The following is a 21804-nucleotide window of genomic DNA, read 5'->3' as shown; positions in this document are numbered from 1 at the left end:
GCTGGATCTACCGCTCCTCTGGGTCGAGGACCGGAGCTGTGACATTACGAGGATGAGGGCGAGCCTGCGGACGAGGATGTGCAGCCGACCAGCACGGCGTTGGTCGCGCGCTTCGTCGTCCGGAGCGTGACCTCGGTGTCCACCTGGCCCGTGCGCTGGTCGACGGTGACGTCCTTGCGGCCGACCTCGGAACCGTCCGCCGCCTGCGAGCGCAGCGTGCACACGCCCTTGTCGTCGGCGCCCTTGACGACCTCCAGATGGACCTTGACGGCGTGGTCGGACACCGCGTCCCAGCTGATCACCCGGCCGCTGAGCTCCTGCCCGGAGATGTACGACACACCTGCCCAGCCGACCACACCCAGCAGCCCGGCGCCGAGCACCGCGCCGATGATCTTGAGCTTGCGGTCCGCGCGCTGGTCCGCGGAGCGGCCGTAGCGTCCGTCGGGGAGCCCTTCGCGCACCGCGGCCATCGATCCATCCTCCTGGTACGGGGGCCCGGGAACGGCTCGGGAACCCCCGGGGGGTCCCTGGCCCGGGAAATACAGGGAATACAGTGCCCCCTCGCTTCGGTCACTATAGGAGGCATCTTCTCCGGCCCTTAACTGAGGATCGAGTCTTGACTGAGCAGCTGCGTTTGATGGCGGTGCACGCCCACCCCGACGACGAGTCGAGCAAGGGTGCGGCCACCATGGCCAAGTACGTGTCCGAGGGGGTGGACGTGCTGGTCGCCACCTGCACAGGCGGTGAGCGAGGCTCCATCCTCAATCCCAAGCTCCAGGGAGACCCGTACATCGAGGAGCACATCCACGAGGTGCGCAGGAAGGAGATGGACGAGGCCCGGGAGATCCTCGGCGTCAAGCAGGAGTGGCTGGGCTTCGTCGACTCCGGGCTGCCCGAGGGCGATCCCCTGCCGCCGCTTCCCGAGGGCTGCTTCGCCCTGCAGGACGTCGACGAGGCGGCCGGGCGGCTGGTCAAGCTGATCCGGGAGTTCAGGCCGCAGGTCATCACGACCTACGACGAGAACGGCGGCTACCCGCACCCGGACCACATCATGACGCACAAGATCACGATGGTGGCCTTCGAAGCGGCCGGCGACCCGGAGAAGTACCCGGAGGCCGGCGAGCCCTGGCAGCCGCAGAAGCTCTACTACAACCAGGGCTTCAACAAGCCGCGCACCATCGCGCTGCACGAGGCGCTGCTGGCCCGCGGCATGGAGTCGCCGTACGGGGAGTGGCTGGAGCGCTGGAAGCAGTTCGAGCGCCGCGAGCGCACGCTGACCACGTACATCCCGTGCGACGAGTTCTTCGAGATCCGCGACAAGGCGCTGATCGCGCACGCCACCCAGATCGACCCCGACGGCGGGTGGTTCCGGGTGCCGATGGACATCCAGCGCGAGGTCTGGCCGACGGAGGAGTACGAGCTCGCGAAGTCGCTCGTGGACACTTCCCTCCCCGAGGACGACCTCTTCGCGGGTATCCGCAACAATTGACCCCATGATGAGCGCGACCAGCACCCTCGCCCTGACGCACTTCGTCACCCTTGCCGACAGCTTCGACAAGGACAAGGTGACCCCCGGCGTCCTCGGCTTCATCGTCTTCGCGGTCATCGGCGGCGCCGTGTGGCTGCTGATGAAGTCCATGAACAAGCAGATGAAGAAGGTCAACTTCGAGGAGCAGCCGGAGGAGGGCGAGGCGGGCACCGCCGCCTCCGCCGCCCCGTCCGCCGCGAAGCCGAAGACCGGCTGAGGACGCCCGGAGACCGGGCGCGGTCGACGGCCGGTCTCCTGGCAGCGACCGGCTGACCGCCCCGGCGGCTCGCCGACCCAAGCGGCCGGCGAGCCGTTGCGTGCGACGAGCCGTTGCGTGGGGCGAAGAGCTGCCGCGTGGGGCGTCGCGTTTGTGCGTGCGGCGTCGAGCTTGTGCGTGCGGCGCCGAGCTGCGTGCGGCGTCGGGCTGGTGTGCGCGCCCGTCGCGAGTCGGCACGGGCCTGGTCCCGGCTTCAGGCCGCGGCCAGGTACTTGCGGGCGGCTCCTGAAGGCCGGGGCCGGGGCCGGGGCCGGACCTGCCGGGGCCGCCGGTGGGCGCGCGCTCCCGGCGGGGTCCGTGAGTCCCCGCCCGCCTAAGTCTCCGACTGCCCCCAGTCTCCGACCGCCCCTGTCCCCGCCCCCTCAGTCCCCGACCGCCGGGGTGGTCAGGACGCCCATGATCTCGCGGGCGTGGCGGTCCGGGACCATGCCGAGTCGCCAGGCCTGCCAGCCCGTTTCCGGCTCCACGCCGCGCTCCAGCAGCAGGGCGAACGCCTCCGCGCAGTCCTCCAGCTTCGCGTCGCGGGTCGGGTGCTTGTCCCGTATGAGCCCGGCCAGCTCTTCCTGGGCGACGGCCGTGCCCACCACCGAACCGCCCGCCGAGGCGAACGGCAGCAGCGTGCAGCGCAGGAAGCGCGCCCAGTCCTCGCCGCGCCGGTCGCCGTAGCCGGCGAAGGTCCCGGCGGCCTCGTCGGCCAGCTCCAGCGCCTGGGCCGCCCGCCCGTTGCCGGCGTCGATGATCACCAGCTCCAGGCAGGACCACGCCTCCCCGTGCGGCACTCCGATCCGCGCGAAGTCCTTGCGGGCGTCCTGCAGCAACTGCCGGGCGAAGCCGCTGTTGCGCAGCGAACCGGTCTGCTCGGCCCGCAGATCGCGGGTGACCCGCCCGGAGTGGTGCCGGGCGCAGGCCAGACCGTAGCCGTCCTGCATCCGGGAGAACATCGTCCGCGAGCGCTCCAGCTGCCGCAGCGCCGCGTCCCGCTCGCCGCGCTCCTCCAGCGCCTGGCCGAGGTAGTACATCGTCCACGCCTCACCACGGGCGTCCTCGTGCTGGTGGTGCAGCGGCAGCGCCTGCCGCAGCTGGTCGGCCGCCGGCCCCGGCTCGCCGGCCACCAGCCGGGCCCGGGCCAGCTGGGTCATCGCCCAGGCCGCGCCGCGCTCGTCCTGGGTGCGGCCGTACAGCTCCAGCGCCGCGTGCAGCGCCTGCTCGGCCCGTGGCACCTCGCCCGTGCGCAGATACACCTGGCCGAGCTGGAAGTGCGCCCACGCCTGGCCGTGCAGGCTCTCGCTCTCCTCGTGCAGCTCCAGGGACTCGCGCAGCATGGCGAGGGCCTCGGCGAGCTGCGCCCGGTCCCGCTCCACGGCCGCCAGGGCGTGCAGCGTCCAGGCCCGGTCGCCGTGCATGTCCGGGCCGGACTGCAGCTCCAGCGCCTCCCGGAGCTTGACCGCGGCCTCCTGGAGATTGCCCTGCTGCTGGAGGGTGATGCCCAGATCGCGCAACGCCCGTGCGGCGCCCGCCGGGTGCTGCGCCTCGAAGTAGAGATCGACCACCGACGACAGGGTCGTGCGTGCCTTGTCCAGCTCGCCGAGCTGGCGGGCCGCCACACCGGTGCGCCACTGCACCGAGCGGACCAGCAGGCCCTGGCCGACGGCCCGGGTGAGCTCGCTCAGCTCCCCGAGGCGGTAGAGGTCACCGCGCAGCAGGCAGTAGTCGGCCAGGGCGCCCAGCAGGTGCGAGACCGCGGCCTGGTCGACGTCCTGGTCGGCGTGGCGCAGCGCGGCCGTGATGAAGCTGGACTCGTCGTCCAGCCACTGCAGGGCCGCGTCCAGGGACGTGAAGCCGTGCGAACCGAAGCGGTCGGCGCGGGTCGAGGTACGGCCGTCGACAAGCCGGATGACCGAGTCGGCGAGCTCCGCATAGCCACGGATCAGCCGCTCCTGGGCCGCGGCGCGCTCGCCGGGCTCCTCCTCGTCCACCAGCCGGGCGTGCGCGAAGGCGTGCACCAGGGTGTGCAGGCGGTACCGCTCGCCGCGGACGTGCTCGATGAGGCCGGCCCGGGCCAGGGCCGTCAGCTGCCGTTCGGCCTCGGCGTTCGGCACGCCGAGCAGTGCCGCGGCGGCCGCCGCTCCCAGGCTGGCCCGGCCCACCAGCGCCAGCCGGCGCAGCAGCCGCCGGGCCGGCTCGGGGCGGTCGGCGTAGCCCAGCGCCAGCGCCCGCTCCACCGGCGGCGCCGGGGGGCCGGCCGCCAGGACGGTGGCCAGCTCGGCGGGGGTGCGCGAGCCGAGCGAGGAGCCCGCCACCCGCAGGGCCAGCGGCAGACCGCCGCACAGCCGGGAGATCCCATCGAGCGCCCGGGCGTCGTACGGCTCCGCCGGGGCGTTGGCCGGCCGGGCCCGGGAATCCGGCGCGCCCGCCGTCCCCTCGCCGGCCGCCGCGGCGGCGCGCAGCAGCTCCTCGGTGCCCGCGGCGTCCAGCGGCCCCACCGGGAGGTGGTGCACCCACGCCTCCAGGTCCTCGGGCAGCTTCAACGGCTCCCGGGACGTCACCAGCACCAGGCTGTCGGACCGCTCCGGCACCAGCGTGCGCACCTGCTCCGGGTCCGCGGCGTCGTCCAGCAGGACCGTCACCGGCAGGCCCGTCAGATGCTGGTGGTACAGCTCGGTGAGCCGCTTGACGTGCTGCTCCTGGGAGGGGCGCTCGCGGAACAGCAGCTGCTCGCGCGGCGCGCCGAGACGGTTGAGCAGATGCAGCAGCGCGTCCCGGGTCGGCAGCGGCACCTCGCCCGGGGTGTCGCCGCGCAGGTCCACCACACAGGCGCCGCGGAACTGGTCGCGCAGCTGATGGGTGGCCCGCACCGCCAGCGCCGTGCGCCCCGATCCCGGCTCGCCGTGCAGCACCACCACGGTCGGCCGGGTCTCCGTGGACGCGCGGGCCGCCTGCACCCACTGCGCGATCCGGGCCAGCTCGGCCCGCCGGCCGGCGAAGGGGCCGTCCGGCTGCGGCAGTTGGGAGAACGAGTGCTCCAGTACGGACCGCTGCCGGGCCGCCGCGCTCCGGTCGGCGCCGCGCAGCTGCGGCCCCCGGGTGGTCTTGGCGGCCGCAGCTTTGTCCTTCGAGCCGCCGTTCCGGGCCGCCGCCGTCAGCATCCGCTGCTGGTCCAGGAACGGCCGGATGCCCCGGACCTCCAGCGCCGTCAGCCACTGCAGCCGCAACTGCTCCGCACCGCCGGGCTGCCCCCGCCGCCCCGCCTCACGGTGCGCGGCCGGCCAGTGGCCCGCGGTCAGCTTCAGGACCGTCGCCGCCGCGCCCGCCACCAGCACCGCGGCCCCGACCCCCAGCGCCGCGCCCCCGCCCGTGCCGTACGCCAGGTCCGTGCCGAACGCCGCCACCGCCGCGACGGCCGTCGCTACCGCGGGCGTGCCCAGCTCCTTCGGCGCCAGCCGCCGCCCCAGCGACGGCCGGCCGGCGGCCGCCTCGTCCAGCGCCCGGACATAGGCGGTGTACTCCTCGGCGGCGCTGCCCGCCACACCGTCCAGCGCCGCCCGCGCTCTGCCGAGCAGCGCCGCCCCGTCCAGCCGCCCGTCCGAGCGGCGCACCTCCTCCTCGACGGCCCTGGTCAACAGGGCCTCCGCGTCCGCGCGATGGTCCTCGCGCAGCGCAGCCAGTGAGACCGGCATGACGTCCCCCTCCGCAGTTACCCGCGATCTCCGGCGGCGATCTTCGCCGTACGAACAGTGTTCCGCCTCCGCGCGGATTCCGGCAGGCTTGTGGATAACTCCCTCCGCTCCCGCCCCGGCGGGCCCCGGTGGGAGAGGATGGACTCATGCCGAACCGCCTGGCCCATGAGACTTCCCCGTATCTGCTCCAGCACGCAGACAACCCCGTCGACTGGTGGCCGTGGTCCGCCGAGGCGTTCGACGAGGCCCGCCGGCGCGGGGTGCCGGTGCTGCTCAGCGTCGGCTACAGCTCCTGCCACTGGTGCCACGTCATGGCCCACGAGAGCTTCGAGGACGCGGACACCGCCGCGCTGCTCAACGAGCACTTCGTCGCGGTCAAGGTCGACCGCGAGGAGCGGCCGGACGTGGACGCGGTGTACATGGAGGCCGTGCAGGCCGCCACCGGCCAGGGCGGCTGGCCGATGACCGTGTTCCTGACCCCCGACGCCGAGCCGTTCTACTTCGGTACGTACTTCCCGCCCGAGCCGCGACACGGCATGCCGTCGTTCGGTCAGATCCTCGAAGGGGTACGCGCCGCCTGGGCCGACCGCCGGGACGAGGTCGGCGAGGTCGCCGGGCGGATCGTGGCCGACCTGGCCGGCCGTTCGCTGACCGAGTCGCTGCCCGCCGACCGGCGCCCGCCCCGGCCCGAGGAGCTGCACGCCGCCCTGATGGGGCTGACCCGGGACTTCGACGCGGTGCACGGCGGATTCGGCGGAGCGCCCAAGTTCCCGGCGTCCATGGTGCTGGAGTTCCTGCTCCGCCACCACGCCCGCACCGGTTCGGCGGGGGCCCTGGAGATGGTGCAGGCGACCTGCGCGGCGATGGCCCGCGGCGGCATCTACGACCAGCTCGGCGGCGGTTTCGCGCGCTACGCGGTGGACGCCACCTGGACCGTGCCGCACTTCGAGAAGATGCTCTACGACAACGCCCTGCTGTGCCGGACCTACGCGCACCTGTGGCGGACCACCGGCTCGGACCTGGCCCGCCGGATCGCCGTGGAGACCGCCGACTTCATGGTCCGCGAACTCCGCACCGAGCAGGGCGGCTTCGCCTCGGCCCTGGACGCCGACAGCGACGACGGCACCGGCCGGCATGTCGAGGGCGCCTACTACGTATGGACGCCGGAGCAGCTGCGCGCCGTACTGGGGGAGAAGGACGCGGAGTTCGCCGCCACGTACTTCGGCGTCACCGAGGAGGGCACCTTCGAGGAGGGCGCCTCGGTGCTCCAACTCCCCGACGCGGACGGGCCGGTCGATGCCGAGCGGGTGGTGTCCGTCAAGCAGCGGCTGCTGGCGGCGCGTGACCAGCGGCCGCGCCCCGGCCGGGACGACAAGGTCGTCGCCGCCTGGAACGGCCTGGCCATCGCCGCACTCGCCGAGACCGGCGCCTACTTCGACCGCCCCGATCTCGTCCAGGCCGCCACGGACGCCGCCGACCTGCTGGTCCGCGTCCACATGGACTGGCACGCCCGGCTGCACCGCACCTCCCGCGACGGGGTGCCCGGAGCCAACTCCGGCGTCCTGGAGGACTACGCCGACGTCGCCGAGGGCTTCCTCGCCCTCTCCTCGGTCACCGGCGAAGGCGTCTGGGTGGACTTCGCGGGGCTCCTGCTGGACACCGTGCTGCTCCAGTTCACCACCGAGGACGGCGCGCTCTACGACACCGCCGCCGACGCCGAGTCGCTGATCCGCCGCCCCCAGGACCCCACCGACAACGCGTCGCCCTCCGGGTGGACCGCGGCGGCCGGTGCGCTCCTCTCCTACGGGGCGCTGACCGGCAGCGGCCTCCACCGGAGCGCGGCGGAACGCGCCCTGGGCATCGTCACCGCGCTCGGCGGCCGGGCCCCGCGCTTCATCGGCTGGGGGCTCGCGGTCGCCGAGGCGGCGCTGGACGGGCCGCGGGAGATCGCGGTCGTCGGCCCGCAGGGGGACCCGGCCACCGCCGCCCTGCACCGCGCCGCGCTGCTCGGCCCGGCACCGGGCGCGGTCCTCGCGCTGGGCACACCCGGGACCGAGGAGGCCGACGCGGTGCCGCTCCTCAAGGACCGCCCACTGGTCGACGGCCGACCCGCCGCCTATGTGTGCCGTCACTTCACCTGTGAGCGGCCCACCACGGACCCGGAGGAGCTGGCGGAGCGCCTCCGGGGGTGACGCCATGAGCCGGGGCCGCCCAGGGGCGGCCCCGGTCCCCGGTCGTTCGGCCGGCGCGCCGGGACCACCGCCCCAAGTCCTAGGACCAATGACCGGTTTGACCTTGACGTGCGCGTCAAGTTTTAGCCTCGGGTCATGACGAACCGCACATACCGTGAAGTCCGCCTGGCCGCCCGCCCCACGGGGCCGGTCACCGACGACCTCTTCGAGATCGTGGAGGTGCCGGTCCCCGAACCCGGGCCCGGCCAGGTGCTGGTCCGCAACACCCATATGGGCCTCGGCGCCGTGATGCGCAGCCTGATGGACGAGCACAACGACGTGCCCATCCCCTCCTACGAGGTCGGGGCACCGCTGCACGGCCACGCGATCGGCGAGGTCGTGGCCGCCCCCGGTACCGACCTCAACCCCGGTGACTTGGTGGAACACCAACTCGGCTGGCGTGAGTACGCGCTGCTCGACGCGGCCGCGGCGACCCGCCTCGACCCGGATCTGATGCCGGACCCCGCCGCGTACCTCTCCCAGGGCTCCACCGCCCTGATGGGCATCGAGCGCGGCGCCGAAGTGCGCCCCGGCGACACCGTGTTCGTCACCGGCGCGGCCGGCGGCGTGGGCACCCTGGCCGGCCAGGTCGCCCGTCAGTTCGGCGCGACCCGGGTCATCGGCAGCACCGGGTCACAGCAGAAGGCCGACCGCCTGATCAAGGAACTGGGCTACGACGCGGTGGTCGTCCGCGGCGCGGGCCCCATCGAGGAGCAGCTGCGCGAGGCGGCCCCGGACGGCATCGACGCGGTCTTCGACAACGTCGGCGGCGAGCAGCTGGAGGCCGCCCTCGCCCTCGCCAACCGCAACGCCCGGGTCGCCATCGTGGGCGCGCTGGCCAGCCAGCTCTCCCAGGACGGCACGACCGTCAAGGTGGAGGTCGACAGCCTCTCGCTGCTCGTCCGGAGCATCACCCTGCGCGGTATCGCCCTCTACAACCACCTGGATCTGATCCCCCAGTGGAACCGGCGGTTCGCCGCGGGCCTCAGGGACGGCACCCTCACCTTCCCGCACGCCCGGCTGCAGGGCATCGAACAGGCGCCGCGGGCGCTGCGCGAGCTCACGGAGGGGCGCCATCTTGGCGCGGTCGTCGTGGAGTTGTGAGGCCGGGCAGCCGTCCGGGCGTGGGCCGTCGCCGCGGTCGTCACCCAACCGGCCGTTGTCAGCGGCCGGTTGTAGCCTGCAGGCGTGACGACCTTGCTGGGGCACCGGCCCCTTGCCCAGGAGGCCGCGGCGCTGCGGTCCGGCGCGGACGACCCCGTCGACGCGGTGCGGCGCACCTGCGACCGCATCGACGCCGTCGATCCGCAGGTGCGGGCCTTCGTGCCCGAGGACGGCCGGCGTACGCGGCTCCTGGAGGCGGCGCGGGAGCTGGCGGCGGCCGGTCCGCCGGACCCCGCCGGGCGGCCCGCGCTCTACGGCGTACCGGTCGGCATCAAGGACATCGTGCGGGTGGACGGCCTGCCCACCCGCGCCGGATCGGCCCTGCCGCCCGAGGTGCTGGCCGGTGCACAGGCCGTCGTGGTGGACCGGCTGCGCGCGGCCGGTGCCCTGGTGGCGGGCAAGACCGTGACCGCGGAGTTCGCCGTCACGGCGCCCGGCCCGACGCGTAACCCGCACAACCCCGCCCATACGCCCGGGGGTTCCAGCAGCGGTTCGGCGGCCGCGGTCGCGGCCGGCATGGTGCCGCTGGCCATCGGGACGCAGACCGTCGGCTCGATGATCCGGCCCGCCGCCTTCTGCGGCGTGGTCGGCTTCAAGCCCACCTACGGGCGGATACCGCTCGACGGCGTGATCCCCAACGCCCTCAGCTTCGACACCCTGGGGTGGTACGCCACGGACGTGGCAGGCGTCGCCCTCGCCGCCTCGGTGCTGCTCGACGGCTGGCGCCGCGGGGGCGGCGGCCCGGGACGTCCGGAGCCGGAGCCGGACCCGCGACCGGGCCGGGCCTCGCGCCCGGTGCTGGGCGTACCGGTGGGCCCCTATCTGGAGCGGGCCGGCGAGGAGGCGCTGCGCGCCTTCAAGGAGCAGCGCGGGCTGCTCGGCGCCGCCGGGTACGAGGTTCGTGAAGTCCCGGTGATGGACGATTTCGACGCGGTCGTGGAGCAGTTGTTCACGATGAACCGCTACGAGGTCGCCCGGGCCCACGCCGACTGGTTCGCGCGCTTCGGCGACCGCTACCGCGAGCAGACCACGGCGGCCATCCGGCAGGGCCAGGCGATCGGGGACGCCGCCTACGAAGCGGCCAGGACGCGGCGGGCCGCGTTCCGCGCGGAGCTCGCCGCGGTGTCGGCCGGCGCCGGCATCGACCTGTGGCTCGCCCCGGCGGCCACCGGCCCGGCCCCCGCCGACCTCACCACCACCGGCACGTCGATCATGTGCCTGCCCTGGAGCAACGCCGGTCTGCCGTCCCTCAGCCTGCCCGCCGGACGGGCCGCCGACGGGCTGCCGCTGGGGCTCCAACTCATCGCCGCCGAAGGCGCGGACGAGGCCCTGCTGGACGCGGCCACCGGCATCGAACGCGTACTGAACGGGGCGGATGGCGAGGAGGCGAGCCGGCGCTGAACGGCGGGACGGGGGACCACGAGGGAGCGGAGGGCCGGGGGAGCCCGCGGGACGAGAGGCAGCCGGCCGTCCCGCCACGGGAGACGCCGATGCGGATCGGGGACGCCGCGGCGGCCGCCGGGATGACACCGCGGGCGCTGCGCTACTACGAGCAGCAGGGCCTGGTGACGGCCCGGCGGACCCCCGCCGGGCACCGGGTCTACGACGCCGACGACATCCGCCGGCTCCGGGCGGTCCGCGAACTGCGGGAAGCCGGGCTGACGGTGGGCGACGTACGGGCCTTCGCGCATCTGCTGCGCACCATGCCGCCCGAGGGCGTGCCCGCACTGATTCCCAAGGATCCGGGCGCGGAGCGGTGTGCGACGGCCGAAGCGGTGGCCCGGCGCCGGCTCGCCGACCTGGACGACCGCATCGAGCGGCTCTCCCAACTACGGGCACGGCTCGCGGCACGCCTGGGCGAGCCGGTGGACGGTCCAGGTGCCGCGCCGCCGCCTGAGGCCCCCGCCGCTACGGCGTGAGCCCGCGCGCCAGCACATCCATCGTCTGGTGGGTCAGCCGCACCAGCTCCTCCAGACCGGGCGCCCGGTCCTCCCCGGGTGTTCGGCCTTCCCCAAGTGCCCCGCTCCCCGCCACCCAGGCCAGCATCGCCTCCTGCAGGGCGGCCAGGACCGCCGCGCTGATGACCCGTAGTTCGAGGTCGTCGGCCGGGCGGCCGGTGCGCTCGGCCAGGACGGCGCTGATCGTGGCGGTGTTCCGGGCGGTGTTCTCCGCGGTACGGCCGCGGATGGCGGGCACTTCGCGGACCAGCCGGATGCGCTGGACGAGGTCGGTGCGGTCCTCCGGGGACAGGCTGTGCAGCGCCTCGATGGTGACCTGGCGGACCGACTCGACGATCGGCTCGTCCGCCGGCCGGGACCGCAGCCCGGTGGCCAGCACGCTGTCGTACTCGTCGGTGAGCACGAGGTCTTCCTTGGTGGGGAAGTAGCGGAAGACCGTGCTCGGCGAGACGTCGGCGGCCTCGGCGATCCGGTCGACGGGGGTCGCGTCGTAGCCCTGCTCCGCGAAGAGCCGGTACGCGGCCCGCCGGATCGCCTGCCGGGTCTTGATCTTCTTCCGTTCCCGCAGCCCGGGCTTCGGCGTTCCGGTTCGGGTGGCGGCGGTGCGTGCGGAGACCATGCACAGCATTCTCGGGTACCGGTCGTCCGCCGGGCCACGGTCGGGACCGGGCCCGCGCAGCGGCCGGGCCACCGCCGTTGTCAGTGGCGCGTGTCACGCTGTGAAGCGAGGTGGTCCACGGAGCGTGAGCCGCGAGCCGGCTGAGCTCCGTGAACTGCGGGTGTGGCGTGGGGTGCCGGTGCCTCAGGTGTGCATCTCGGGCGTGAGCCTCGGACATGCGTCTCGGGCGTGCCTGTCAGGCGTGTGTGTACGCGACCAGCGAGATGCCGACGTAGTGGACGACGAAGGCGGCGAGCGTGAAGGAGTGGAAGACCTCGTGGAAGCCGAACCAACGGGGGGAGGGGTTGGGGCGCTTGATGCCGTAGATGACGCCGCCGGCGCTGTAGAGCAGACCGCCGACGACGACCAGCACGAGGACGGCGATCCCGCCGGTGCGCAGGAAATCGGGGAGGAAGAAGACGGCGGCCCAGCCCATGGCGATGTAGCAGGGGGTGTACAGCCAGCGGGGCGCGCCGACCCAGAAGACGCGGAAGATGATGCCGGCGAGCGCGGCCGCCCAGATCGCCCAGAGGAGCAGCTGCCCGCGTGATCCGGGCACGAGCAGCATGGTGAAGGGGGTGTAGGTGCCGGCGATGATCAGGAAGATGTTGGCGTGATCGAGGCGGCGCAGGACGCGGTCCGCGCGCGGGCCCCAATTGCCGCGGTGGTAAAGGGCGCTGACGCCGAACAGCAGGCAGGCGGTCAGGGTGTAGATGGCGCAGGCCAGGCGGCCGCGGGGGCTGTCGGCGAGTGCGGTGAGGAACACGCCGGAGAGCAGGACGGCGGGGAACATCCCGGCATGCAGCCAGCCACGGAGTTTGGGCTTGAGCGGTTCGGCCGCGGCGGCGACCGCCGCGATCGCGGGGGACGCGGTGGCGGGCCGGTTCTCGGCGGCGTCGGGCGCGGAAGTCATGGCGCAATGCTAGCTACGCGACCGTAGGTTATCGGTTCGTCCACGAGTGGTGACGGTCACGAAGGCGCCCTCTGGACAGATCGGTATTCGGGTCGGATGATCAAATGAGTGCGGACGGCACCGGATGAGCGGTCACGAAGCATCCGGGTCGCGGCCCCCAAGGGGCAACAACCAAAAGAAGCGGATTTTCCCGGCACACCGGGCATATATCCGTCCACACCCTCATCTAGGAGCGATCGTGGCGCGCGACAACGCGGCTCCCACCGTCCCGACCCGTCACCAGGGCCTCATCGCCTGGGTCGACGAAATTGCAGCGATCACCCAGCCCGACCGGGTCGTCTGGTGTGACGGCTCGGAGGCGGAGTACGAGCGCCTGTGTGAGGAGCTCGTCGACAAGGGCACGTTCAAGAAGCTCGACCCGATCAAGCGCCCCAACTCGTACTACGCCGCGTCCGACCCCTCGGACGTGGCCCGCGTCGAGGACCGCACCTTCATCTGCTCCGAGAAGGAGGCGGACGCCGGCCCGACCAACCACTGGAAGGCCCCCGCCGAGATGCGGGAGATCTTCACCGGCGCGGGCGGGGAGGGCGGCATCTTCCGCGGCGCGATGAAGGGGCGGACGATGTACGTCGTTCCGTTCTGCATGGGCCCGCTGGGCTCGCCGCTGTCCGCCCTCGGCGTGGAGATCACCGACTCCGCGTACGTCGCGGTCTCCATGCGCACCATGACGCGCATGGGACAGCCGGTGCTCGACGAGCTCGGCGAGGACGGCTTCTTCGTCAAGGCGGTGCACACCCTCGGCGCCCCGCTGGCGGAGGGCGAGGCCGACGTTCCGTGGCCGTGCAACTCCACCAAGTACATCTCGCACTTCCCCGAGGACCGCGAGATCTGGTCCTACGGTTCCGGCTACGGCGGCAACGCCCTGCTCGGCAAGAAGTGCTACGCGCTGCGCATCGCGTCGGTGATGGCCCGCGACGAGGGCTGGCTGGCCGAGCACATGCTGATCCTCAAGCTGACCCCGCCGCAGGGTGAGCCGAAGTACGTGGCCGCCGCCTTCCCGTCCGCCTGCGGCAAGACCAATCTCGCCATGCTGGAGCCCACGATCTCCGGCTGGACGGTCGAGACCATCGGCGACGACATCGCCTGGATGCGCTTCGGCGAGGACGGCCGCCTCTACGCGATCAACCCCGAGGCCGGCTTCTTCGGCGTCGCGCCCGGCACCGGCGAGCACACCAACGCCAACGCCATGAAGACCCTGTGGGGCAACTCCGTCTTCACCAACGTCGCGCTCACCGACGACAACGACGTGTGGTGGGAGGGCATGACGGAGGAGACCCCGGCCCACCTGACGGACTGGAAGGGCCGCGACTGGACCCCGGACTCCGCCGAGCCGGCCGCGCACCCCAACGCCCGCTTCACCACCCCCGCCTCGCAGTGCCCGATCATCGCGCCGGAGTGGGAGGACCCCAAGGGCGTGCCGATCTCGGCGATCCTCTTCGGCGGCCGGCGGGCCAGCGCGGTGCCGCTCGTCACCGAGTCGTTCGACTGGAACCACGGCGTCTTCCTCGGTGCCAACGTGGCCTCCGAGAAGACCGCCGCCGCCGAGGGCAAGGTCGGTGAGCTGCGCCGCGACCCGTTCGCGATGCTGCCGTTCTGCGGCTACAACATGGGCGACTACATGGGCCACTGGGTCGACGTCGCCAAGGACAAGGACCAGTCCAAGCTGCCGAAGATCTACTACGTCAACTGGTTCCGCAAGAACGACGAGGGCAAGTTCGTCTGGCCGGGCTTCGGCGAGAACGCCCGCGTCCTGAAGTGGATCGTGGAGCGGCTGGACGGCAAGGCCGAGGGCGTCGAGACCCCGATCGGCGTGCTGCCGGCCAAGGGCTCGCTGGACACGAACGGCCTGGACCTGTCCGAGTCCGACCTCGACTTCCTGCTCACCGTCGACAAGGACGTGTGGCGCGAGGAGGCGGCGCTGGTCCCCGAGCACCTCAACACCTTCGGTGACCACACGCCGAAGGAGCTGTGGGACGAATACCGCGCGCTGGTGAAGCGGCTCGGCTGACCGTCGCCGCCGCCCGCCGCTGCCGCCGGGCAGCCGGCCGGGGCCCCGCACCGATGGTGCGGGGCCCCGGCTTGTTCGGCCAGGCCGGGCGGAGGCCGGTACGCGGGGTGGTCGTGAAGCGGGGCGGGGCCGATGGGCCGGGGGAGTGAACCGGTCGTGCCGGCCGGGCCGGGGCGGTGGCGATCACGGGCCCGTCCCAGGCCCGCCCCGCGGCACTCCGGCCGTCTCCAGTCGGCTCAGGTCCTGGCGAGGTCGCGCACCGGCTCCGCGTGGGCCTCCATGCGCTCGGCCGCCAGGGCGATCACCGCGGCGTCGCCCCGGGACGTGGCGACCGCCAGGGCGTTGCCGGCCAGGGTGCGGGCGCGCTGCTGGAGTGCCGCGGCGCGGGACGGGCTGCCGGCGTCGGAGGGTTCGGCGCGCAGCGGGTAGTGGCCGCCGCTCAGCCGCGCGACCTGCTCGGCGATGCGCTCGGCGGCGTCGGCCAGCGCGGCGGCGTCCAGGGCCGGCCCGGTGCCGGGGTCGCCGGCCGGGCGGGCGTCGGGGCGCCGCGCCAGGGCGTGCAGCTCGTCGGTGACGGTGAGCAGCGCGGTCAGTTGTCCGGCGAGCCGGATGTCCAGCTCCTCCTCGCGGGAGCGGTGCGGGAACTCCGGGGCGGCGGCCATGGTGTGGACCGACTTGGTGCGGATCGGTTCGTACATGGGACGGCCTCCTGAAAAAAGTCCAGGAAGCCATCCTAGCTTAGACGCTGTCTAAAGTTGTGGGCCGTATAGAAGTCGGTCCGGCTCAGTACTGTCCGTAACCGTCGAGGAAGGTGCCGATCCGGGTCACCGCGTCCGCCAGGTCGTCCTTGCTGGGCAGGGTGACCAGCCGGAAGTGGTCCGGCTCGGGCCAGTTGAAGCCGGTGCCGTGCACGATCATGATCTTCTCGGCGCGCAGCAGGTCCAGCACCATCTGCCGGTCGTTCTTGATCTTGTACACCTTGGGGTCCAGCCGCGGGAAGGCGTACAGCGCGCCCTTCGGCTTCACACAGCTGACCCCGGGGATCTGCGTCAGCAGCTCGTACGCGGTGTCGCGCTGCTCCAGCAGCCGGCCGCCGGGCAGCACCAGATCGTTGATCGACTGCCGGCCGCCGAGCGCCGTGGCGACCGCGTGCTGGGCCGGCATGTTGGCGCACAGCCGCATGTTGGCGAGGATCGTCAGGCCCTCGATGTACGAGGAGGCGTGCGCCTTCGGGCCGCAGACCGCCAGCCAGCCGCTGCGGTAGCCGGCGACCCGGTACGCCTTGGAGAGGCCGTTGAAGGTCAGGGTCAGCAGGTCCGGGGCGAGCGCGGCGAACGGGGTGTGGGTGACCCCGTCGAAGAGGATCTTGTCGTAGATCTCGTCGGCGCAGACGATCAGGTTGTGCCGCCGGGCGATCTCCGCGATGCCCTGGAGCAGCGCGTCGTCGTACACGGCGCCCGTGGGGTTGTTGGGGTTGATGACGACGATGGCCTTGGTGCGGTCGGTGACCTTCCGCTCGATGTCGGCCAGGTCCGGCATCCAGTCGGCCTGCTCGTCGCAGCGGTAGTGCACGGCCGTGCCGCCGGACAGCGAGACCGACGCGGTCCACAGCGGGTAGTCCGGGGCCGGCACCAGTACCTCGTCGCCGTCGTCCAGCAGTGCCTGCATCGACATCTGGATCAGCTCGGAGACGCCGTTGCCCAGGTAGATGTCGTCGACGGAGAGATCGATGCCCTTGGTCTGGTAGTGCTGCATGACCGCGCGGCGGGCGGACAGCAGGCCCTTCGCGTCGCCGTAGCCGTGCGCCGTCCCGACCGTGCGGAGGATGTCCTCCAGGATCTCGGGCGGGCACTCGAAGCCGAACGCCGCCGGGTTGCCGGTGTTCAGCTTGAGGATGCGGTGACCCGCCGCCTCCAGCCGCATGGCCTCCTCGAGCACCGGGCCACGGATTTCGTAGCAGACGTTGGCGAGCTTCGTTGACTGGATCACCTGCATGTCCGCCACCTTACGGGCGCGTTTCGCGGCCCGCCCGGTGTTTTTCCCCACGTTGATCAGCGCAGGGTGTGGAGTTCCTCACGCGTGGTGATGGCCGGAGGCGTGGACCTCGCGCTGACCTGGCCGGCCGGCACGGTCGGCCGGCGGGGTTGCTGCTGATTCCGCGGCGGGGTGCGCGGGCGTACGGCCGCCCCGGTACGCTCCGGGCGCATGCCCACCTCGGCTCCGTTACCTCCCGCCGCGCCCGTCCCCGCCGCGCCCGCGCCTGCCGTGCCCGCGCCGTTGCCGCACGGCCCGTTCGCCCTGCTCAACGACGAGCCGGTGGCCGAGTCCGCCGCGGATCTGCTCGGCGCCGGGCGCGCCGCCCGCCAGCTCGCCGGCCTGCTCGTCGCCTCCCGCGGGTCCACCCCGTTCACCCTCGCCGTCGACGCCGGCTGGGGCATGGGCAAGAGCAGCCTGATGCGGCTGGTCGACGCGGACCTGGCGCACGCCCCCGACGTCCACACGGTCTGGTACAACGCCTGGACCTCGACCGGTGCCGACGCGCTGGAAGGGCTGATCAAGTCCGTCCTGATGCGCTTCGACCGGCGGGTGCTGCGCCGTGGCCTGGCGCGGGTCAGCGAGCGGCGCGCCCTGCTGCGGGCGGCCCGGGCGCTGACCACGGTCGTCGCCGGGCCGCTCGGGGTGGCCGGTCTCGTCGACGAGCTGTGGAAGAGCCTCTCGGTCGACTCCCAGGCGCGCAACGAGATGCGCGGGGCGATCGGCGAGCTGGTGCGGGAGTGGTCGGAAAACACCGAGAACCGGCCGCGCCGGCTCCTGGTGGTCTTCATCGACGACCTCGACCGCTGCTCGGAGGAGACGGTGCTCGCGGTCTGCGAGGCGGTGAAGGTCTATCTGGACGTGCCCGGACTGGCGTTCATGATCGGCTGTGACCGGTCGGCGCTGGGGCCCAACGGGCTGCTGCGTGATCTGTCGCCGGCCGGCTCGGCGTTCATGGAGAAGATCTTCCAGACCAGTTACCGGATTCCGGCCCCCGACAACCACGGGGTCAAGGACTACATCCGGTGGTGCGCCCGGACCGCGGGCATCGAGCCGCTGCTCGACGACGCCCTGGTGGATCTGCTGGTCCAGCGCTCGGACCGCAACCCGCGCCGCATCAAACGCCTGGTCAACGGCTTCGTCCTGGAAGCGACCCTGAACCCGGTCTGGCGTGACTTCGGCCCCGACGCGGTGATCAGGACGCTGCTCCTGCAGTACTTCTATCCCGACTTCTACCGGATGATGACCGGCCCGTCGGGCACGGTGGACGGCGATGTGGTGGCCGAATTCCGTACCTACCGCGAGGTGCGGCGGACGCTGCTGGCCGCGGCCACGGCCCCGGTCCCGGACCGGGAACTCAGGACGGTGCGGAGCTTCCTGGCCTCGTACGACCTGCCGGCGCCGGACCCGATCGGCGGGTCGGGCGAGCCGGTGCTGGCCGCGCTGGAGCGCCAACTCCCCACGGAATTCCCGAACTTGGTGATGAACCCGGCGTTCACCTCGCTGGTCGACGAGCTGACCGCCCGCCCGGACGCGGACCGGCTGCTGCAACGGCTGCGCGAGGGCCCGCAGGGGACGGGCGGCGAGCCGACCCGGATGTCCCGGGAATGGGCGCCCATGTGGCAGAGCCTGCCGGACGTCCAGGTGGACGGCTACGCCACCGGGTTCGGCCCGCCGCTGGCCTGGCCGGGCGGGGAGCCGTATGTGGGGGTGGGCGGTTACGGGCAGCAGCAGCCGGCGTACGGGATGCCGCCGCAGCCGGCACCGGCGGTTCGGCAGCAGCCTCCGTCGCCGTACGGGCAGTCCGGGTACCCGGTGCCGGGGCCGCAGGACGGCTACCCGCCGCCGATGCAGGAGCCCGCGTATCCGCCGCAGATGCAGCAGGGCGGGTATCCGCAGCAGGGCCGTGGGTACCAGGCACCGCCGCTGGACGTCCTGTGGGTCGACGACCAGCCGGACCGCAAGGCCGTGGTGCGCTCGGTGCTGGAGACCCTCGGGGCGCAGGTGACGCATGTCGATAACAGCGCCGACGCCGTTCAGGCCCTGCGGACCCGCACCCCCGACCTGCTGATCTCCGACATCAGCCGGGGGCGGGCCCACACCGCGGGCTTCGTCATGGTGGAACGCCTCAAGGAGGACGAGAACTACAGCGGGCCGGTGGTCTTCTTCACCATCCGCCGGTCCCCGGAACGCGAGGAACGTGCCGCGGCTCTCGGTGCCTCGCTCACCAACAACGCGCAGGAGCTGACCGACCTCGTGCTGGCCGCTCTCCGGGAGCGGGGCGTGCCCGAGGCGCCCTAAGGGGTCCGTCGCACCGCCCGCCCCGCCAGGACGTCCGTCCGGCGGCCGTCCTCGATGACGAAGCGGCCGTCGATCAGGACGTGCGGGATGCCGACGGGTAGCGTGCGCGGGGCGTCGAACGTCGAGCCCGCCGCGACCGTGTCCGGGGCGAAGAGGACCAGGTCGGCGCGGTGGCCCTCGCGGACCAGCCCGCGGTCGGGCAGCCGCAGCCGGGCCGCCGGACGGCCCGTCAGATGGGCCACGCACTCCTCCAGGGACAGCACCCCCAGCTCGCGGGCGTAGTGGCCGAGGTAGTGCGGGAAGGTGCCGTACGCGCGCGGGTGCGGCTTGTCGCCCTGGAGGATGCCGTCGCTGCCGCCGGTGTGCACCGGGTGCTGCATGATCGCGCGGACGTTCTCCTCGTGGCCGACGTGCTGGAGGATCGTCGGGCCGAGACGGTCGTCGAGGAGGAGGCCGCGGGCCGTGGCCCAGGGGGTCTCACCGCGTGCGGCGGCGGCCTGCGCGAGCGTCTTGCCGACGCAGGGGGCGAGGGCGGGGTCGGCGACGCCGGAGATCTCGATGGTGTCCCAGTCGATCGGAACGCCGTGGCAGCCGTCGGAGCCGAGCTCCTCGATGTGGTGGCGGATGCGTTCGGCGGTCCCGTCGTCCCGCAGCCGGGCGAGGGTGGCCTCCGGGCCGCCCTCGTTGGCCCAACTGGGCAGCATCGCCACGAGAGTGGTGGCGCCGGGGGTGTACGGGTAGGTGTCGAGGCTGATGTCCGCGCCCGCGGTGATCGCGTCGTCGAGGAGGGCGAGGAGGTCGGTGGCTCGGCCTTTGTTCACCCCGAAGTTCATGGTGGCGTGGGCGAGGTGGAGGGCGCAGCCGGCGGTGCGCGTGAGGTCGACCATCTCCTGGTACGCGGCCAGGGCGCCGGCCCCGTAACTGCGGTGGTGGGGACAGTAGTAGCCGTCGTACGCGGCCACGACCCGGCACAGTTCGGTGAGTTCGGCGTCCTTGGCGTACATGCCGGGGGTGTAGGTGAGGCCGGACGACATGCCGACGGCGCCCTGTTCCAGGCCGGAAGCCACCAGGCGCTTCATGTGGTCGAGCTCGGCCGGGGTCGGGTCCCGGTCGTCCCAGCCGACCGCGTACATCCGGACCGTGCCCTGCGGGACGAGGTAGGCGGCGTTGACCGCGATGCCCTGTCCGTCGAAGCCGTGGTCCAGGCGGTCGAGGTACCCGCCGACGGTCCGCCAGTCGAAGTCGAGGGAGGTGTCCCCGGGGCCGCCGCCGTTCCAGCCGGTGATGGCCTGGCGGACCTGGGCGAGGGTGCGGTCGTCGACCGGCGCGTACGACAGGCCGTCCTGGCCGAGGACTTCGAGGGTGACGCCCTGGGCGGTCTTGGCCTCGTGCGCCGGGTCGCGCAGCAGCGCCAGGTCGCTGTGGGCGTGCATGTCGATGAAGCCGGGGGAGAGGGCGAGGCCGCCGGCGTCCAGGGTGCGGCGGGCGGTGGGGCGGCGGCCGGCGCCCTCGCGCACGACGGCGGCGATCCGGCCGCCGTCGAGCGCGACATCCGCCCGGTAGGAGGCGCCGCCGGTGCCGTCGAGGACGCGTACGTCGCGGATGACCAGGTCCATGGCGGGTCCTCTTGGGGCGGGCGGAAGGGGAAGAGCAGAGCTCCGGCGGGCGCGGGCGGTCAGAAGAAGGTGCGGACGAAGTCGACGACCGTGCCGTCCCGTTCGACGAGCGGGATCAGCTGCCACTTGTCGAACGACGTGCACGGGTGGGACAGCCCCAGCCCGACCCAGTCGCCGACCTCGACGTCGCCGGCGCGCTCGGTCGCCAGCCAGGCGTGCTGGTCGGACAGCCCGGTGACGGTGATCCCGGCCGCCGGCCGCTCGGTGCCGTCCCGGCCCGAGCGCACGACCTGGGCCCGCGGCAGGTCCAGGTCGTGGGCCGCATCGCGCTTGCCCGCGTTGAGGAACGCCTGGTCGGGCGTGGGGCGGGAGACGACCTGCGCCCACAGCCGGAAGGCGGGCTGCAGATCGCCCTCCTCCGGGACGCGGTTGAAGGGGGTCAGCCGGCGGTAGTGGCCGTCGTCGTGCGAGACGTACGCGCCCGAGCGCAGCAGCTTGAGGACCGGCGCCGACAGCGCGGGGATCTCCTCGAAGACCTCGGCGACCGCGTCGAACCAGGCGCTGCCGCCGGCGCTGACGATGATCCGGTCCAGGTCGGCGAACCGGCCGGCCTTGTCGAACTCCACGGCCAGGGCGACCAGTCGGCGCAGCCAGGCGCGCACCCGCTCGCCGTCGGCGTCCGGCACCTCGCCCTCGTACCCGGCGACGCCCACCAGCCGGAGGGTGTCCACGCCCGCGATGGCGTCGGCGAGTTCGAGGCACTCGGCCTCGGTGCGGACGCCGGTGCGCGCGCCCTCGCCCGCGCCCAGTTCGATGACCACGTCGACCGGGCGGGTGGCTCCGGCCTCCCGCAGCGCGGCGTCCATCAGCGCGATGCCGGGCAGCGAGTCGACGTAGCAGACGAAGCGGAAGTCGGGGTCGGCGGCCAGCTCACCGGCCAGCCAGCGCAGCGCGGCGGCGTCCACCAACTCGTTGGCCAGGAAGATCCGCTGGATGCCGTACGTGCGGTAGACCCGGGCCTGGTGCGGGACGGCCGCGGTGATGCCCCAGGCACCGTGCTCCAGTTGGCGGGCGAAGAGCTGGGGGGCCATACAGGTCTTGCCGTGCGGGGCGAAGGCCAGGCCGTGCCGGGTGGAATAGGTCTCCAGGGCGGCCAGGTTGTGCTCGACGGCCTCCGCGGAGAGGGCCAGGACGGGGGTGGTGAAACCGCCGTCGAAGAGGTTGCGGCGCTCGGCGGCCAGCTCGCCGACGGTCAGCCCCTCGGCGTCCGGGGGAAGCCCCTTGAAGCGGTGATCGACGCGTTCGTCGGCGAGTTCCGCAAGTCCCTGCGCGAGCCGATCCCCCGTCATGGGGCCTCCTCAAAGATCATGTTGCATGCT

Annotated in this window: 16 protein-coding genes; 8 read left to right on the top strand and 8 right to left on the bottom strand. The window is 73.0% G+C overall.

The window, feature by feature from the left end; translation table 11 throughout:
- Positions 1 to 44: 44 nt before the first annotated feature.
- Positions 45 to 470 (bottom strand): DUF4307 domain-containing protein, encoded by a 426-nt coding sequence (locus ACGF4C_RS12140; protein ID WP_393565541.1) that lies wholly within the window; start codon positions 468 to 470, stop codon positions 45 to 47.
- Positions 471 to 616: 146 nt separating this feature from the next.
- On the opposite strand from ACGF4C_RS12140, the gene mca reads away from it, so the two are divergent.
- Together mca and ACGF4C_RS12130 are read left to right on the top strand one after the other, a co-directional pair.
- Positions 617 to 1489: a mycothiol conjugate amidase Mca gene (gene mca, locus ACGF4C_RS12135; RefSeq protein ID WP_393565539.1), complete on the top strand. Its 873-nt coding sequence runs from the start codon at positions 617 to 619 to the stop codon at positions 1487 to 1489.
- Positions 1490 to 1493: 4 nt separating this feature from the next.
- On the top strand, positions 1494 to 1745 hold the full coding sequence (locus tag ACGF4C_RS12130) for a hypothetical protein (protein ID WP_201801771.1): 252 nt from the start codon (positions 1494 to 1496) through the stop codon (positions 1743 to 1745).
- Positions 1746 to 2167: 422 nt separating this feature from the next.
- Here the strand turns inward: ACGF4C_RS12130 and ACGF4C_RS12125 are convergent, their stop codons facing one another.
- Positions 2168 to 5482 carry a tetratricopeptide repeat protein gene (locus ACGF4C_RS12125; protein WP_393565538.1) on the bottom strand — a complete coding sequence of 1105 codons (3315 nt, stop codon included), beginning with the start codon at positions 5480 to 5482 and terminating at the stop codon, positions 2168 to 2170.
- A 146-nt stretch (positions 5483 to 5628) separates the two neighbouring features.
- On the opposite strand from ACGF4C_RS12125, the gene ACGF4C_RS12120 reads away from it, so the two are divergent.
- The 4 genes from ACGF4C_RS12120 to ACGF4C_RS12105 all read left to right on the top strand — a co-directional run bounded on the left by ACGF4C_RS12120 (position 5629) and on the right by ACGF4C_RS12105 (position 10796).
- Positions 5629 to 7674 carry a thioredoxin domain-containing protein gene (locus tag ACGF4C_RS12120; protein WP_393565537.1) on the top strand — a complete coding sequence of 682 codons (2046 nt, stop codon included), beginning with the start codon at positions 5629 to 5631 and terminating at the stop codon, positions 7672 to 7674.
- 135 nt (positions 7675 to 7809) lie between these two features.
- The gene (locus ACGF4C_RS12115) at positions 7810 to 8817 is read left to right on the top strand and encodes an MDR family NADP-dependent oxidoreductase (RefSeq protein ID WP_393565536.1); all 1008 of its coding nucleotides are present in this window, start codon (positions 7810 to 7812) and stop codon (positions 8815 to 8817) included.
- 84 nt (positions 8818 to 8901) lie between these two features.
- On the top strand, positions 8902 to 10278 hold the full coding sequence (locus ACGF4C_RS12110) for an amidase (protein WP_393565535.1): 1377 nt from the start codon (positions 8902 to 8904) through the stop codon (positions 10276 to 10278).
- A gap of 89 nt (positions 10279 to 10367) precedes the next feature.
- The gene (locus ACGF4C_RS12105) at positions 10368 to 10796 is read left to right on the top strand and encodes a MerR family transcriptional regulator (RefSeq protein WP_393565533.1); all 429 of its coding nucleotides are present in this window, start codon (positions 10368 to 10370) and stop codon (positions 10794 to 10796) included.
- Here the strand turns inward: ACGF4C_RS12105 and ACGF4C_RS12100 are convergent.
- Together ACGF4C_RS12100 and ACGF4C_RS12095 are read right to left on the bottom strand one after the other, a co-directional pair.
- Positions 10786 to 11454 (bottom strand): TetR/AcrR family transcriptional regulator, encoded by a 669-nt coding sequence (locus ACGF4C_RS12100; protein WP_393565531.1) that lies wholly within the window; start codon positions 11452 to 11454, stop codon positions 10786 to 10788. The two genes, ACGF4C_RS12105 and ACGF4C_RS12100, sit on opposite strands and share 11 nt — an antisense overlap.
- 235 nt (positions 11455 to 11689) lie before the next feature.
- Positions 11690 to 12406 (bottom strand): hemolysin III family protein, encoded by a 717-nt coding sequence (locus ACGF4C_RS12095; protein ID WP_393565530.1) that lies wholly within the window; start codon positions 12404 to 12406, stop codon positions 11690 to 11692.
- Positions 12407 to 12644: 238 nt separating this feature from the next.
- Between ACGF4C_RS12095 and ACGF4C_RS12090 the strand changes: the two genes are divergently transcribed.
- On the top strand, positions 12645 to 14474 hold the full coding sequence (locus tag ACGF4C_RS12090; protein ID WP_393565528.1) for a phosphoenolpyruvate carboxykinase (GTP): 1830 nt from the start codon (positions 12645 to 12647) through the stop codon (positions 14472 to 14474).
- 236 nt (positions 14475 to 14710) lie between these two features.
- On the opposite strand, the gene ACGF4C_RS12085 is transcribed toward ACGF4C_RS12090, so the two are convergent.
- The gene (locus ACGF4C_RS12085) at positions 14711 to 15172 is read right to left on the bottom strand and encodes a hypothetical protein (RefSeq protein WP_393565527.1); all 462 of its coding nucleotides are present in this window, start codon (positions 15170 to 15172) and stop codon (positions 14711 to 14713) included.
- Between the two features lie 85 nt (positions 15173 to 15257).
- Positions 15258 to 16469 carry a pyridoxal phosphate-dependent aminotransferase gene (locus ACGF4C_RS12080; RefSeq protein ID WP_393565526.1) on the bottom strand — a complete coding sequence of 404 codons (1212 nt, stop codon included), beginning with the start codon at positions 16467 to 16469 and terminating at the stop codon, positions 15258 to 15260.
- 210 nt (positions 16470 to 16679) lie between these two features.
- On the opposite strand from ACGF4C_RS12080, the gene ACGF4C_RS12075 reads away from it, so the two are divergent.
- Positions 16680 to 18809 carry a P-loop NTPase fold protein gene (locus ACGF4C_RS12075; protein WP_393565524.1) on the top strand — a complete coding sequence of 710 codons (2130 nt, stop codon included), beginning with the start codon at positions 16680 to 16682 and terminating at the stop codon, positions 18807 to 18809.
- Here ACGF4C_RS12075 and ACGF4C_RS12070 read toward each other — a convergent pair.
- Together ACGF4C_RS12070 and ACGF4C_RS12065 are read right to left on the bottom strand one after the other, a co-directional pair.
- The gene (locus tag ACGF4C_RS12070; protein ID WP_393565522.1) at positions 18806 to 20425 is read right to left on the bottom strand and encodes an amidohydrolase family protein; all 1620 of its coding nucleotides are present in this window, start codon (positions 20423 to 20425) and stop codon (positions 18806 to 18808) included. The two genes, ACGF4C_RS12075 and ACGF4C_RS12070, sit on opposite strands and share 4 nt — an antisense overlap.
- Positions 20426 to 20484: 59 nt before the next feature.
- Positions 20485 to 21774 carry an amino acid deaminase gene (locus ACGF4C_RS12065; RefSeq protein ID WP_393565520.1) on the bottom strand — a complete coding sequence of 430 codons (1290 nt, stop codon included), beginning with the start codon at positions 21772 to 21774 and terminating at the stop codon, positions 20485 to 20487.
- Between the last annotated feature and the right edge of the window lie 30 nt (positions 21775 to 21804).

This window comes from Streptomyces sp. NPDC048197 (assembly GCF_043202395.1).
GTDB lineage: Bacteria > Actinomycetota > Actinomycetes > Streptomycetales > Streptomycetaceae > Streptomyces > Streptomyces siderophoricus.
Note: the sequence above shows the minus strand (reverse complement) of the source record. Positions and strands in the feature narration are given on the sequence as shown.